The sequence below is a fragment of the Rhizobium sp. Pop5 genome, assembly GCF_024721175.1.
GTDB lineage: Bacteria > Pseudomonadota > Alphaproteobacteria > Rhizobiales > Rhizobiaceae > Rhizobium.
Genome location: NZ_CP099399.1, coordinates 2,170,198 through 2,184,384, shown reverse-complemented (window position 1 = coordinate 2,184,384; position 14,187 = coordinate 2,170,198). Strand labels below are relative to the sequence as shown.

At 62.1% G+C, this 14,187-nt stretch carries 17 protein-coding genes; 13 read left to right on the top strand and 4 right to left on the bottom strand.

What is annotated here, in order from left to right; all coding sequences use genetic code 11:
• Window positions 1-178 precede the first annotated feature (178 nt).
• The 3 genes from NE852_RS13035 (at window position 179) to NE852_RS13025 (ending at window position 3,276) form a co-directional block, all read left to right on the top strand.
• Window positions 179-850, top strand: coding sequence for a response regulator transcription factor (locus tag NE852_RS13035; protein WP_008535563.1), 672 nt, complete (start codon window positions 179-181; stop codon window positions 848-850).
• Entirely contained in the window at window positions 850-2,196 is a 1,347-nt protein-coding gene (locus tag NE852_RS13030) for a HAMP domain-containing sensor histidine kinase (RefSeq protein ID WP_008535562.1), read from the top strand. The genes NE852_RS13035 and NE852_RS13030 overlap by 1 nt, the downstream gene beginning before the upstream one ends.
• 174 nt (window positions 2,197-2,370) lie before the next feature.
• Window positions 2,371-3,276, top strand: coding sequence for a DUF3313 domain-containing protein (locus NE852_RS13025; protein WP_037175205.1), 906 nt, complete (start codon window positions 2,371-2,373; stop codon window positions 3,274-3,276).
• 354 nt (window positions 3,277-3,630) lie between these two features.
• Here NE852_RS13025 and NE852_RS13020 read toward each other — a convergent pair whose 3' ends face one another.
• Complete coding sequence (locus NE852_RS13020) at window positions 3,631-4,143, bottom strand: BA14K family protein (protein ID WP_008535559.1); 513 nt, start codon at window positions 4,141-4,143, stop codon at window positions 3,631-3,633.
• A gap of 141 nt (window positions 4,144-4,284) precedes the next feature.
• Complete coding sequence (locus tag NE852_RS13015; RefSeq protein ID WP_008535557.1) at window positions 4,285-5,253, bottom strand: acyltransferase; 969 nt, start codon at window positions 5,251-5,253, stop codon at window positions 4,285-4,287.
• Window positions 5,254-5,480: 227 nt separating this feature from the next.
• Between NE852_RS13015 and NE852_RS13010 the strand changes: the two genes are divergently transcribed.
• From NE852_RS13010 to NE852_RS12995, 4 genes are all read left to right on the top strand, one after another.
• On the top strand, window positions 5,481-6,011 hold the full coding sequence (locus NE852_RS13010; protein ID WP_258156638.1) for a terminase small subunit: 531 nt from the start codon (window positions 5,481-5,483) through the stop codon (window positions 6,009-6,011).
• A gap of 1 nt (window position 6,012) precedes the next feature.
• Window positions 6,013-7,509 (top strand): terminase, encoded by a 1,497-nt coding sequence (locus NE852_RS13005; RefSeq protein WP_245270831.1) that lies wholly within the window; start codon window positions 6,013-6,015, stop codon window positions 7,507-7,509.
• Between the two features lie 278 nt (window positions 7,510-7,787).
• On the top strand, window positions 7,788-8,063 hold the full coding sequence (locus tag NE852_RS13000) for a type II toxin-antitoxin system ParD family antitoxin (protein ID WP_008535549.1): 276 nt from the start codon (window positions 7,788-7,790) through the stop codon (window positions 8,061-8,063).
• Window positions 8,050-8,394, top strand: coding sequence for a type II toxin-antitoxin system RelE/ParE family toxin (locus NE852_RS12995; protein ID WP_258156637.1), 345 nt, complete (start codon window positions 8,050-8,052; stop codon window positions 8,392-8,394). The genes NE852_RS13000 and NE852_RS12995 overlap by 14 nt, the downstream gene beginning before the upstream one ends.
• A 19-nt stretch (window positions 8,395-8,413) precedes the next feature.
• Here the strand turns inward: NE852_RS12995 and NE852_RS12990 are convergent, their stop codons facing one another.
• Both NE852_RS12990 and NE852_RS12985 read right to left on the bottom strand, forming a co-directional pair.
• The gene (locus tag NE852_RS12990; RefSeq protein WP_008535545.1) at window positions 8,414-8,785 is read right to left on the bottom strand and encodes a hypothetical protein; all 372 of its coding nucleotides are present in this window, start codon (window positions 8,783-8,785) and stop codon (window positions 8,414-8,416) included.
• 47 nt (window positions 8,786-8,832) lie between these two features.
• On the bottom strand, window positions 8,833-9,087 hold the full coding sequence (locus NE852_RS12985) for a hypothetical protein (protein ID WP_008535544.1): 255 nt from the start codon (window positions 9,085-9,087) through the stop codon (window positions 8,833-8,835).
• Between the two features lie 578 nt (window positions 9,088-9,665).
• Here NE852_RS12985 and NE852_RS12980 point away from each other — a divergent pair.
• The 6 genes from NE852_RS12980 to NE852_RS12955 all read left to right on the top strand — a co-directional run bounded on the left by NE852_RS12980 (window position 9,666) and on the right by NE852_RS12955 (window position 14,186).
• Window positions 9,666-9,878 carry a hypothetical protein gene (locus tag NE852_RS12980; RefSeq protein ID WP_008535533.1) on the top strand — a complete coding sequence of 71 codons (213 nt, stop codon included), beginning with the start codon at window positions 9,666-9,668 and terminating at the stop codon, window positions 9,876-9,878.
• 46 nt (window positions 9,879-9,924) lie between these two features.
• On the top strand, window positions 9,925-11,613 hold the full coding sequence (locus NE852_RS12975; protein ID WP_258156636.1) for a portal protein: 1,689 nt from the start codon (window positions 9,925-9,927) through the stop codon (window positions 11,611-11,613).
• Entirely contained in the window at window positions 11,613-11,954 is a 342-nt protein-coding gene (locus NE852_RS12970) for a hypothetical protein (protein ID WP_258156635.1), read from the top strand. The genes NE852_RS12975 and NE852_RS12970 overlap by 1 nt, the downstream gene beginning before the upstream one ends.
• Window positions 11,938-12,672, top strand: coding sequence for a hypothetical protein (locus NE852_RS12965; RefSeq protein ID WP_258156634.1), 735 nt, complete (start codon window positions 11,938-11,940; stop codon window positions 12,670-12,672). The genes NE852_RS12970 and NE852_RS12965 overlap by 17 nt, the downstream gene beginning before the upstream one ends.
• A 6-nt stretch (window positions 12,673-12,678) precedes the next feature.
• Window positions 12,679-13,698: a major capsid protein gene (locus NE852_RS12960; RefSeq protein ID WP_008535504.1), complete on the top strand. Its 1,020-nt coding sequence runs from the start codon at window positions 12,679-12,681 to the stop codon at window positions 13,696-13,698.
• An 83-nt stretch (window positions 13,699-13,781) separates the two neighbouring features.
• A complete protein-coding gene (locus NE852_RS12955; RefSeq protein ID WP_008535502.1) occupies window positions 13,782-14,186 on the top strand; it encodes a Bbp16 family capsid cement protein in 405 nt (134 codons plus the stop codon).
• The last annotated feature ends 1 nt before the right edge of the window (window position 14,187 follow it).

Sequence of the window (14,187 nt, the reverse complement as noted above, 5' to 3'; positions counted from 1 at the left end):
TGAGGTTTGGCATCTTGTCGTCCTGAATTGTGATGCCCGATCCTCGGCTGCAACAATTACGCCAGCATGACCGGCTGCCTTTCAACTTCCGCAATGTTGCTGCAACCCTTGCGGCCGAAATCAAGCGTGTCGCGCAAAAGTGCGCGACGCGCTTGAGGGCGCTGGGGTTGGGCGGGCGATGCGGATATTGTTGATCGAGGATGAGAAGGAGCTGGCCGAGGCGCTGTCTGCAGCGCTCGGCAAGCATGGGATCGTGACCGATCACACCATGCATCTCGGCGATGCGGTGGAGCTGACGCGGCAGAACCCATACGATGCGATCCTGCTCGACCGGCGCCTGCCCGACGGCGAGGGGCTGCGGTTCATTCCGGAGCTCAGGCGGGCGGGCAAGGAGACGCCGATCATCGTGCTGACGGCGATGAACGAGCCGAGGGAGCGGGTGGAAGGGCTCGATCTCGGCGCCGACGACTATCTCGGCAAGCCGTTTCTGGTGGAGGAGCTGATGGCGCGGCTGAGGGCCGTGCTGCGCCGGCCGCCGAACCTTTCCGAACTGAAGATCACCGCCGGACGGATGGTGATCGATCCGCTGCATCTCAGCGTCACCGTCGGCGATACCCCGCTCGATCTGCCCCGGCGCGAGCTGCTCGTGCTTGCCGCTCTCGCAAAGCGCAAGGAGAAGACGGTGCTGCGCTCGACGCTGGAGGCGGCGGTCTACAACTATGAAGAGGAAATCCAGTCGAACGCGCTCGACGCGCATATATCGCGGCTGCGCAAACGGCTTGCCGATGCGGGGGCCGAGGTTTCGATCCACAATATCCGCGGTGTCGGCTATCTCATGAAGGAAGAGTGATGCGTGGGGCAGCAAACATCAATCCGTCGCTCTGGTGGCGACTCAGCTGGCAGTTGAGCGTCGTCTTCGTCGCGGTGGTGACGGCTGTCACCATCGGGCTCTGCTTCTATGGCGCGACGATCCTCTCGCCGAACGTCGCGCTGGAGGATCATGTCACCGCCGCATTGGCCCCGGCCGTTGCGCTCGATGCCGAGGGGCGGCTTGAGATAAGGGATACCCCGGCGCTCGACGCTCTCAAGCGAGAGTATGACGGGCTTTGGTATGTCGCGGCCGCGCGGAATGGTTCCTACGTGTCCTATGGAAGCATTCCGGCGGCCTACAGCGAACTTGCGCGCCTGACCTATCTGTTCGAAGGGGCCGATATCAGGGGGGCGGCCGGCACGGATGAGATCGCCTCGGTCGAAAGCGTGGAGACCCCGATCGGCGAGCTCAGGGTGCTCTTCGGCGGCGTCGCCGACAAGGGCTGGCCGGTCCTGACCCTGATGGGAGCGGTGTACCCGATCTACGTGCCGCTCTTCGCCATCGCCTTGCCGGCGGTTTTTCTCGCCGTTCCCAGGATCGTACGACGCGGGCTTGCCAGTGTCAGCGAGGTTGCGCGCAAGGCATCGGAAATCGAACCGCGCCGCTACGATGCGCGCCTGCCGCTTGATGGCATTCCGAGGGAGGTCGCGCCGCTGGTGATCGCCTTCAACGAGGCGCTCGACCGGCTGGAGAACGAGCACCGCAAGCGGCAGCACTTCCTGATCGATGCGGCGCATGAACTGCGCACGCCGATCGCGATCATGCAGACCAGGATCGATGGGACGGCCGAGGGGCAGGAGCGCCGGCGATTGCTCGATGACGTTGCGCGCCTGGCCGAGACGGCCGAACAGCTGCTCGATTTCGAGCGCAACGACCAGGCGAGAGATCTGCATGAGACCATTGATCTCGTCGACATCGCCCGCGGGGTGGTGGCCGATCTCGCGCCGCTCGCCATCGGCGCCGGCTACCAGATCTCGTTTCAGAGCGAGGTCGGGAGCCTGAAACGCAAGGGCAGCCCTTCGGCGCTGCCGCGGGCGGTCAGCAACCTCGTGCGCAACGCGATCGACCATGGCGGCGGCAGCGGCATGATCACCGTTTCGGTCTCGGCTGCCGGCGGCGGCCGGATCAGTGTCACCGACGAGGGACCTGGCATTCCGGCCGAACACCGCGAGCAGGTGTTCGAGCCCTTCTACCGTGTGACCCCCAAGAGCAGGGGAGCGGGTCTCGGCCTCAGCCTCGTCAAGCAGATCGCGTTGAACCACGGCGGCGAGGTCAGCATCGAGAGCAGTGCCGGCGGCGCCGAGGTGACGATCCGGCTCGGATAGGTGAGCCGCTTCCGGCGGCCGATGGCGCCGGAGGCTGTAATGCTGTTGCAATTCTTGGCCGCCAGCTTGGCCAGACACTAGAACGCCGCGCGTCTGACAAGACGCGCCAAGGACGCTCTAGCACTTTAAACTGCGCATAATCCTTTCCCAAAAATCGATCTCGATTTCGGGGTTATGCGCTATCGGCGACGGAGGCCAGACAGAGTGCGCAGCAAATCATTCATTTCATTCTTTTCAAAACGGGTTTCGAGTTCCTTTTCTCTCGCTTTGCCGCTGGCGCTTGCAGCGGCAGTCAGCAGCTGCAGCACGGTGCCGCTCAAGGAGGGCGGGACGCTTTCTTCCTATTCCAATCTCGGCGCGCCCAAGGGCAAGCTCCAGAAATCGCGCATCTATGTCGACGGGGCAGGCCTTGCGCCGGCGAAGACGGTTGCCATCACGCCGACGACCTTCGCCTTCAGCGCCGCCACCCGCATCAAATCGCCTGCCGACCGGACCATGGTGTCGAACGCGCTCGACCGGGCGCTCTGCATATCGCTCAGCGACAAATACCGGATGGTGGCGCCAGGCGAGCCTGCCGACCTGACGATCCGCTCGGTCGTCACCGATATCGTGCCGACCAACAGGGCGATGGCGGGCGTTTCCACGGTGGTGACCGTCGGCACCGGCTTCGTGCTTCCCGTCGGCGTGCCGCGCCTGCCGGTCGGCCTCGGCGGACTGGCTGTCGAGGCCGAGGCGGTCGACGGCTCCGGCGTGCAGCGGGCGGCAATGGTCTGGGCGCGCGGCGCGAACTCGCTGCAGAACAACCCGCGCGTTTCCGAGGTGGGCGACGCCTATGGCCTCGCTTCGAAGTTCAGCGATGAGTTCTCCCGAATGCTGATCAAGGGCAAGGAGCCGAAGGGGCTCGACCTTTCCCTTCCCTCCGGCCAGCGGGTGAAATCCTGGCTCGGGGGCAAGCCGAAATATGTCGCCTGCGACGCCTTCGGCCGCGAACCCGGCCTGGTGGGAGCGGTGGCCGCCAAATACGGCGCGCCGCCGCAATGGACCGAGAAAAAGCCGAAGCCGGCGACCGCGGCTTACTGACCGGGCGCTCAGCCTTGACCCCAAAGGGCTGGGCGCGACGGGACGAACGGAGCAGGGGCCGCAAGCCTTGCTCCGTTCGTCTTTTGCGTTTGGAATGTTCCTGGGTGAGGGTCAGCAAAGCCCTGGGGCTAAGCTTGTCGACAAAGCCTCCTCCGTCATGCTCGGCCTTGTGCCGAGCATCTGACCACCTTGGTTGTTTGACAGGAAGGCATTTATTTTCAGATGCTTAATTTGGCCGGCTTAGATCCTCGGCACAAGGCCGAGGATGACGTCCGTGAGTTTTGCAGCAGTTTGTCGGCATAAAGAAGCCCCGCATCTACATGCGGGGCTGGCTGCAGTGCTGGCTGACTGGAATTACCGGCACTGGCGGCGTGGGCCGTAGCTCGGCTGATAGGTGTTGTCGTAGGCCCGGTAGGACCGGTAGCGGGAGTAGCAATATTCGGCATGCGAACTGTAGCCGCTGGGGCCATAGTAGGTCCGCGGCTGCGAGGCGATGAGGCCGCCGATGATGGCGCCGGCCGCCAGGCCGCCGATGATGGCGCCGCTATTGTCATGGTGGTGGTATCGCCTGCCGTAGCTGTGATCCCAGCCATAACGGTCGTCCCGGTAGTAGTCGCGGTTACCATAGTAGTCGCGATTGCGGTAATGGTGGCGATTGCGGTACCAGTAATCATTATTATTGCTGAACTGGCCCGGGCAGTTGGTGAAGTTATTGCAGCCAACGGTCATGATCCGGGCATCGCCGCCTACAGGCGCCGGCTGCGCGGCCTGCTGTACCGGGCTGGGTACGAAGGCAGGGCCTGCCGAGGCCGGCATTCCGGAGAAGGCCGTCGTGATCGACAGGGCTATGATGGCGAATCTGTTCATTTCACTCACCTTGGGTAAACGGACGTATCGAGGGGATAACGCAAGGGGAGGGATTTGGTTTCATTTTGGGGTGAAACGTCATTCGCGGCTTACAGACGCGGTGAGAATGTTCTCGCTGAGCCCGTCGCGGCGGGATGGGATCTAAGCCGGAACCCGGTTCGTCAGCCTCTTCGACCAGGCCATGACCGGACGTTCCACCACCACCCAGGATACGAAAGCGGTGAGCACCGACGAGGCTCCGACGACGAGCATCGTCCGAGGGCCGCGCGAGACATCGATGCCGAGGCTTATAAAGACTGCCCAGATCGGCAGATGGTAGAGATAGGCGCCATAGCTGATCCGGCCGAGACCGCTGATCGCCCGATTTGCCAGGATCTTGAGACACTGCCCTTTCGAGGCGAGGGCGACGATGGCGGTGAGCGGCAGCAAGAGGGCGGTCTCGATGACGACCCACTCGATGAAATCCCCGGTCTCGAAGGCGGCCAAGGTCACCAAGCCTGCCACACCGACCGGGATCGAGAGTGAGACGAGCCAGCGGGGCATGCTCCAGCCCTTTGTCGACAGGAAGGACAAAGCGGCGCCGGCCGCCAGCGCATCGACTGAATCGAAGGGAAGCGCGAGGCCGAGTTCGACCTTGCCCATGGAAAGCGCGATCAGCCTGTAAGGCACCACGCCTAATACAAGCACGCCGCACAGCTTCAGGAAGAAACGCGCCGGCAATGCCAGAACCACGAAGGGCCAGATCAGGTAGAATTGCTCCTCCACGGCAAGCGTCCAGAGATGCCGCAGCGCCCAAGGATCCGGCCCATGCGTCGCATACCAGAAGTTGGAGAGGAACAGAGCGTGCCATGGCAGGGACTGATGCATCATACGGAGCTGCAATGCGCCGGCCGCGAAGCCGCAAAAGGCGAGCAGAAGGAAGTAGGGCGGCCAGATCCTGGCGGCTCTTCGGATGAAGAACACGATGATGCCGGTCGCGCGGTCGTCACGTTCCTTGGTCGCCAGCAAGATGTTCGTGATGAGGAAGCCGCTCAGAACAAAGAAGAATCGAACGCCGACATGGCCAAGATCGGAATTTTCTCCCCAGAAATGAGAATAAAATACCGACAACAGCGCGATTGCTCGCAATCCGTCTAGTTGAGGTTCCCGCAATCTTCGCCTCGGTACTGTCCTCTACCCTTTGTTTGATAGGGTATGGGGAATATCGGCGCAAGATTATGTTCGAATATGATAATTTATCTGACTGTGTATCGCCCCTGTTCAACGTTCCTCTGTCGCATTCATCCTCCCAACCATCCCGCCGCTATGATCTCCCCTCATCGAGGGCTCGATCATCCATGGCAGAACTGACGGCGAGGCAGCGCCTGTTTGTGGCGGAATATCTGAAGGATTTGAATGCGACGCAGGCAGCAGTGCGGGCGGGATTTAGCGGGAAGTCGAAGGACACTCCCGTCCGCTTGATGGCGAACGAGGCTGTGCGGGCGGAGATTGAGAGGGCCTTGGGTGCCCGGCTGGAAAAGCTGGAGATCACGGCCGAGCGGGTGCTTGCGGCCATCGCCGATATCGCCTTTGGCGATGTGCGCGATGTGTTTGATGAGGAGGGGGCGCTGAAGGCGCCTTCGGAGTGGGACGACAGGACGGCGGCGGCGGTTGCCGGGCTGGAGTTCAATACTTTGGCCAAGGCCAGGGGTGACGTGGTGCATGTGGCGAAGATCAAGCGGGCGGACCGGCTGAAGGCGCTTGATATGCTGGCGCGGCATCATTCGCTTTATCACGACCGGCTGGAGATCAAGGGGCTGGAGGCGCTGAGCGAGAGGCTGGCGCGCGCCAAGGCGCGCAGGGCCGGTGATGGCGGGGCGGAGGGCTGAGATGGCGGGACGTGGGCCTGAAATGGCAAAGCGCGGGGCCGCCGATCCGAACGAGGGGATTATCGAATTGGCCGGCGATTGCCAGTTCGATCCGCTGGGCTGGAGCCTCAGCGCGTGGGATTGGGGCGTCGGGGCGCTGGAGGGGCATTCCGGGCCGCGGGTTTGGCAGCGGGATATTTTTTCGGTTATTCGCGATCATCTCGGCGATCCCGCGACGCGGTTTCAGCCGCTGCAGATCGCGGTCGCCTCCGGGCATGGCATCGGCAAATCGGCCTTCATGGGCATGCTTTCCAACTGGGCGATGTCCTGCTGGAACGAGGCGATGCTGGTGACGACGGCCAATACCGATACGCAGATGCGCACCAAGACGGCGCCGGAGATCGGCAAATGGTTCCGCTCCTCGATAACAGCGCACTGGTTCGACGTGCAGGCAACCTCGATCCGCGCGCGGGACAAGGCGGCGTCGGAGAAGTGGCGGCAGGATTTCGTGCCCTGGTCGGTGAACAATACCGAGGCCTTCGCCGGGCTGCACAATCAGGGCAAGATCATCGTGCTCGAATTCGATGAGGCTTCGAAGATCCACGACAAGGTGTGGGAGGTGGCCGAAGGGGCGCTGACCGACGAGAACACGGTGATCATCTGGATCGTCTTCGGCAATCCGACGCGCAATTCCGGCCGTTTCCGCGAGTGCTTCCGCCGCTATCGTCACCGCTGGGTGACACGCCAAATCGACAGCCGCACGGTGGAGGGTACCAACAAGGCCAAGATCGCCCAATGGCGGGAAGATCACGGCGAAGACAGCGATTTCTTCAAGATCCGCGTTCGCGGCCAGTTTCCGAGCCAATCCGCCATGCAGTTCATTTCCGCAGACGATGTCGACCAGGCGCGCGCGCGCCATCTTCGCCGCGAGCAATATGCCTTCGCGCCCGTCATCCTCGGCGTCGACCCGGCCTGGACCGGCGACGACACGCTGGAGATCATGCTGCGGCAGGGGCTCTATTCGAAGAGCCTCGCCTCGCTTTCGCGGAACGACAACGATGTCGAGGTGGCGGGACTGATCGCCCGGCTGGAGGAGGAGCATCAGGCGGACGCCGTGTTCGTCGACGCCGGTTATGGCACGGGCATCGTCAGCGCCGGCGAGGTGATGGGGCGGTCGTGGCGGCTGATCTGGTTTTCGGCCAAGCCGCTCGATGCCGGTTTTCTCAACAAGCGGGCCGAAATGTGGGGCATGCAGAAGCGCTGGATCAAGGCGGGTGGGACGATCGACCCGAATGACGAGGCGCTCTACCAGGATATCGTCGGGCCGGAGACGGTGGCGCGGCTCGACGGGAAGATCCAGCTGGAGAGCAAGGAGGATATGAAGGCGCGCGGCCTGCCCTCGCCGAACAGGGGGGATGCGCTGGCGCTGACCTTTGCGGAGCCGGTGGTGAAGCGGGAGAGGGGGCGTGGTGTGGGGAATGGGGCGGATGTGGAGGTGGAGTATAGTCCGCTGGGGTGAGTGGGGTAGGCGGGAGTTCACACCAAGCCGGCGGCGTAGTGAGATAGCGCGCGAATACTTGCGAGTGCGGAGATAACAACCAATTAGGTAGCAAAGGCCGCCAATAGCGGCCCAGCTGTAACTAAAATAGCAACTACGACATCATCGACAGCGTCACGATCAAGTTCGGCCCATGGGCCATCACCTCCATGACAAACGGAGAGAGGGGTGGAGGGGGTTCCGGCAGATCGACAGATGTGCTACTGAGTAGCAAATTCCGGCTCAATGGAGATAAACCGATGAGTGTCAAATCGTCGATCTCGCTGACCGACCAGCAGGACGCTTTTGCCCGTTCGCTGGTGGAGAGCGGCCGGTATTCCAGCATGAGTTCCGTTCTTCAGCAGGGCTTGGAACTCCTCCGCCAAAAGACGGAAACTGAGACCGCCGAAACGGCAGCGCTTCGCGAATTGGTCCAGCGGCGTTTGAAAGGCCCGATGATTTCCACGACGGAAATGGAAAGCCGTGTCGAGGCAATGATCGAGCGGAAGCGGCGGGCTCTTCGTGTGGACCCTTGAATATTCCGAGGATGCCGAACGCGATTTTGAGTTGATTTTCGATCATCTGTTCGACTCCCATGTCGAACTCGGAGACTCGCCTGACGAGGCTTTGGAGCGTACCGCGGAACAGATCCGCAAATTGCGTGTCGAAATCGATCGTCTCGTCGATACGCCTTATATCGGGACATTACGAGCCGACATTTACCCTGGAATCCGGTTTCTTCGGCGGGACAAGGCGGCTATCTGGTTCTTGTCGGTAGAAAGTAGTCGCATGATCATTATTGCTGCAATTTTCTACGGCGCGCAGGACCATATCAGACATATGCTCACACGTATGCTGGCCGGATAAGGTCCGCAAAGTGGGGCTCTCAATCTTCCAGGCTGAAAATATCGATGCCTGCTGGAACGGTCCAGGCGTTGCCTTCCATGTGTTTGATGAATTCCCGCGGCAAACCGACAGAATATTTCTCAACATAGTGGGAAAGATCGCTTGGCCACAGGAATGTGCCGTCTGTCCACAATGCCAATGACCCGATGATAGGATGTTCATCGGACAGGACATCTCTCGACAATCCTGGAGAGGCGATGAACAAAGCGCCGGATCTCAGATAGGAGACGATGCGGGCATTCTCCTGTAGAGCAACAGCTGCAGAAAAATGCTTCAGACTTGGTCCTTCCGGATCTCCATGGGGCAGCTCACGAAAGAAGCCTACGCGCTTTAGTTGTTTGATTTCTGACATAACTGGTAGTCTTTTGTAACGGTGGGACGAGGGGATAAGCTCTCAGATCAACCGGCTCGCCCATACCACTTTGCAAAAGCGGCGCGACCTTCTTCTTCCGCAAGTTCGGAAGTTGCATAGATGCCATCTGCCTGAAGCGTATGCCAGCCTTCAGCGATAACTTCCCCGTCGCATTCGGAAACGAAATAGTATTGCTCTCCGTAGCTGTACCATCCGTCCTCCCGCCGAAGGATGACAACACGACGTGGTGAATGATAGGCGGTCTCAACCTGAACGGCATCGAGCTCTTTTACGATCTGCATCGCGATACTCCCACGAGCATGCAGATGTACTTATTGAAGCGCCGATTGGAAAGTGTGCTCGGCGCTGCCATCCGTGGGGAACTATTCTCATGGGTCATTCACGGCGCAGACGCGCCGTGGCGGGATTCCTGTGATGGGCACAGGAACGAAGAGGATGAGGTGACGGTATCGCACAACAGGGAGCTGTGGCCGGGCGCCTCTGTCGGCACACGTATTGCCGAATGAACCTCAGAGATCGGTAAGATTGTTGTCCTTCGCTTGCGCTCAGCGCATTCGCTCCTAGCGTCGCTCACCCCCTCATCTGCCTGCCGGCATCTTCTCCCCGCTGGGGCGAAGGAGAATCGCGGCAGCACCTCGTCTCGAAAAACGCCTGTAGTGGAAGATGATGTAGCCCAGCCGCTTGCGTGTTCGTCGCAACAACCATCCGGGACGTAGAGATGGACTAGCCCCCCCGGTGGAGGGAAGAGCGTTGGGCAGGGCAGGGGCGGATACGCACTCTCCCTTGCTGCCTTCCGGCCTTGCCGCGCTCTTCCCTCTTTCGGGACGCTATTTCCCGCCAGCTAGATGGATGATCTCCCATGTGTCTGTTTTCCAAGCCTTCCCAGCCTGATCCGCCGGCGCTTCCGCCGGAGCCGGCGCAGTTGAAGCAGCCGGATGGGGCTGCGGTTCGCACCGCCGTCGGGCGGCGGACGGAGGATCGGGTGCGGTCGCGGCCGGATACGATCCTGACGTCGCCGGAGGGGGTGACGACGACGGCGCCGACCGAGAAGAAGACGTTGCTTGGGCAGTGAGGCGCAGCGCGGGATTTGCGCTTTGCCTGCGTGCATGGAGAAAGACATGAGCGATAACGCACCGGATCATGAGAGCCAGATTACCTATCACCGGCGGCGGATGGAGGAGCTGAAGCGTATTCGTCAGCCCTGGGAGGCCGTGTGGCGCCAGTTGGCGGATTATATCGAGCCGACGCGGCTGCGGTTGACCGAGAAGGACGAGGGGGCGGTGAGCCGCGCCAAGATCATCGACAGCACGGGCACGTTTGCGCACCGGACGCTGAAATCGGGCATGCATTCCGGCATTACCTCGCCAGCCCGGCCGTGGTTTCGGCTGACGACTTACGATCCTGACCTGAAGGACTTCGCGCCTGTGAAGGAGTATCTCGCGGCCCTCGAGCAGCGGCTGCGGGAGGTGTTTCAATCCTCCAACGTCTACAATGCCTTTCACACAGGGTATGGCGATCTCGGGCAGTTCGGGCAATCGGTCGGCATTCTTTCCGAGGATAGCGACAAGGTGGTGCGGCTGCAGCAACTGCTGCATGGCAGCTTCTGGATCTCGCGCGACGAGAACGGCAGGGTGACGACGCTTTACCGGCGGTTCCGCTGGTCGGTGCAGCGCATCGTTTCGCGCTTCGGCTACGACAATGTCAGCCAGACGGTGAAGAATTTCTACGACAATGGCCGCTATGACGAGATCCTGACGATCTGCCATGCGATCGAGCCGAGGCTTTCGCGCGATCCCGACAGGATCGACAAGCGCAACAAGCCGTTCCTTTCCAACTATTGGGAGGAGCAGGCGGGCGACAAGCGGCTGCTGGAGGAAAGCGGCTTCGACGAGAACCCGCTGATCGGGCCGGCCTGGGAGATTGCCGGCGACGACAATTATGCGACGTCGCCCGGGCAGATCGCGCTCGGCGATGTTTCCATGCTGCAGCTGGAACAGCAGCGCAAGCTCGAGGCGATCGACAAGCTGGTGCGTCCGCCGATGACCGGGCCGACCTCGATGCGCAACAACCCGGCTTCGCTGCTGCCGGGGAAGATCACCTATGTCGACGATCCCAATGGGCGGGGCTTCCGGCCGGCGATGGAGATCCAGCTCCGGCTTTCCGAGCTTGCGAGCGATATTCGCGAGACGCAGGAGCGCATCCGCCAGGCTTTCTATGCCGATCTCTTCCTGATGCTGTCTGAGATGGAGGGCATCCAGCCGCGCAACCAGTTCGAAATCGCCGAGCGCAAGGAGGAGAAGCTGCTCGCGCTCGGACCGGTGCTGGAAAATATCTATGGCGCGCAGCTGGAGCCGACGATCGACCGGACCTACCAGATCCTCAACCGGCGGCGCGAACTGCCGCCGCCGCCGCGTGAATTGCAGAACCAGGAGCTGAAGATCGAATATATCTCGATCCTCGCCCAGGCGCAGAAGGCGGTGGCGACGGGAAGTATCGAGCGGGGCTTTGCCTTCCTCGGCCAGGTCTCGGCCGTCAAGCCCGAGGTGCTCGACAAGGTCGATGCCGACGAGGCTGTCGATCTCTATTTCGATTATCTCGGTGTGCCGCCCTCCGTCGTCGTGCCCGACGACGAGGTGGCGCAGCTGCGCGATGCCCGCGCACAGAAGCAGCAGATGGCCGAAAATGCCGAAATGGCGGCGAAGATGGCGCCGGCGGCGAAATCGGGCGCGGATGCGGCGGCGGTGCTTGCGAGCGCCGGCGAGAACCCGAACGGGGCAGCCCTTCTGCAGCAACTGGGGCTCGGCTGATGAGCGAACTCGACGAAAACCTGACGCCCGCCGAACGGCGGGAGCGCGATGTGCTCGCCGCCGCCTTCCGCGAGGTCTTCTTACTGCCGTCGGGCAAGCGCGTGCTGTTCTGGATGCTTGAGCAATGCGCGATCTACCGCGAGGCCTTTGCCGGCGAGGCGGTGAGCGCCACGCATTATGCGCTCGGCCTGCAGGGGGCGGGGCGCAAGCTGATCGCCAAGCTCGACGAGATCGACCAGCGCTTCTACCCCAGCCTGCTGCTGGAGATCGCCACCATCAAAGCCATCGACCGCGAGGTCGCCACCAATATGAGGAGTGAAGACGATGATGTCGACGCATGAGCGGATCGGCCGGCCTGACATAGCCTGGAGCGCCGAGGGCGCCGGCAGCGGCGGCGGGGAGCCTGAGAATGTGTTGTTTCCCGACGACGTGCCGCAGCAGGGCGGCGCCGGACGGGCTGATGCAGGCGAGGGTGGGCGCAGCGAAGTGCAGGCCGATCCTGCCAAGCCCGGCGAGCAGAATGTGCTTGATAAGGCCGGGCAGGGCGGCGACGAGACCACGCCTGATCAAGCCGACAGGGTTCCGGAGGATGGGAAGTATACGCTTACCATGCCCGACGGCATTGCAGTGGACGAGGAACTGCTCGGCGCGCTCGGCCCCGATTTCCGGGAACTGGGGCTGACCAATAGCGAGGCGCAGAAGCTTGCCGACCGTTTCATCGCTATCCAGACGGCGCGTGCGGAAGCGCGCGGCAAGGTCTGGGGCGAGACGATTTCGAAATGGGCCGACGATGCGAAGGCCGATGCCGAGATCGGCGGGCGCAAGTGGGACGGCACCGTGCGCGACAGCCGCCGCTTCGTCAACACGATGGGAACGCCGGCTCTGCGCGAATATCTGGAGGCGAGTGGTGGCGGCAACCATCCGGAGCTTATTCGTATTTTTGCGAAGGCCGGGGCGCTCATCAGAGAGGACGATCCGGCCACCGGCGGCGCCGGAGGCACGGGCAGACCCGTCGATCCAGCGCATGTTCTGTTTCCGAACGATGCACCGAAAGGCTAAAGAGACATGGCAACAATCGGCAATAGCTTCCCTCAACTGATCGACATGCACAAGGGCTCGACGGAGGGCTCGGTTGTCGAACTGTTGTCCCAGCAGAACCCCATTCTCGACGACGCGATCGCGACCGAATGCAACATGGGCGCCTCGCACCGCCACATGATCCGCACCGGCCTGCCGTCCGTCGCCTGGGGCCGCCTCTACCAGGGCGTTCCGCAATCCAAGGCGACCATGCAGCAGGTCGACGACACCACAGGCTTCGTCGAGGCCATGTCCGGCGTCGACGTGCGCCTCTTGAAACTCGCACCCGATCCGGCCAAGGAACGGCTGACCTCGGCAGCACCCTTCATGGAGGCGATGAACCAGGAGGTGGCGACCGGCATCTTCTACCATAATACCGAGACGACGCCGGAGAAGTTCAAGGGACTTTCTGCCCGCTATTCCAGCTATTCCGACACGCGCGGCACCATCGCAAACCAGGTGGTGAACGGCGGCGGCACGGGCAGCGACAATACCTCGATCTGGTTCGTCACCTGGGGCGATCATGCGAGCTCGCTGATCTATCCCAAGGGCACCAAGGCCGGCGTCAGCCATGAGGACAAGGGCGAGCAGCGTGTGCTCGACGAAAGCGGCCAGCCCTATTTCCGCAAGGAAGACTACTGGTGCTGGCATGTCGGCATGTTCGTCAAGGACTGGCGCTACAATGCCCGCGTCGCCAATATCGACGTGTCCAACATGCTCGCCGGCTCCGTCGATCTCTGGGCGCTGATGCGCAAGGCCTACTATCGCCTGCAGTCGCGCCGCCGCGACGGTGTTGCCAGCCGCATCGCGATCTACATGAACCGCGACGTGCTCGAAATCCTCGACGTGCAGTCGAGCGACCGAAGCCTGCTGGCGGCCAACCCGAACTATACCGGCCTGACGCACATGACCGTCGAGGGCAAGGAAGTGCGGGCTTATCGCGGCATTCCGATCCGCGAGACCGACGCCATCCTCAATACCGAGGCGGCAGTGCCGGCTGCGGTCTAGCGGCGGCTCATCGGCATATGCCCGTCGCCAATGGCGCCGGGCAAACCTTCCCAAGACATCACCAGACCCGAGAGGCATCTCAGATGATTTTCGACAAGCAGAGCCTGCTTTCCGACGCGCAGGCGATCACCGCCGATGCGGCGAGCACCAATGTGATCAACCTTGGCCCGATCGCTACCGGCACGGTGCGCAATATCGGCAAGGGTAAGAAGATCCCGCTTTCGATCCAGGTGGTCGAGGCGTTCAACAACCTGACCTCGCTCGAAGTCAAGGTGCAGGTCGACGACAACGAAGCCTTCGCTTCGCCGAAGCAGATCGGCACGACGGGCTTGCTTGCTCTTGCCGACCTTGCGCTCGGCAAGAAGATCAATATCGACAGCGTGCCGCGCGACGCCGACGAGCGCTTCTTCCGCCTTTATTACGACGTGACGGGAACGGCGCCGACAACGGGCAAGATCACCGCCGGCGTGGTCGCGGCGACGGAGTAAC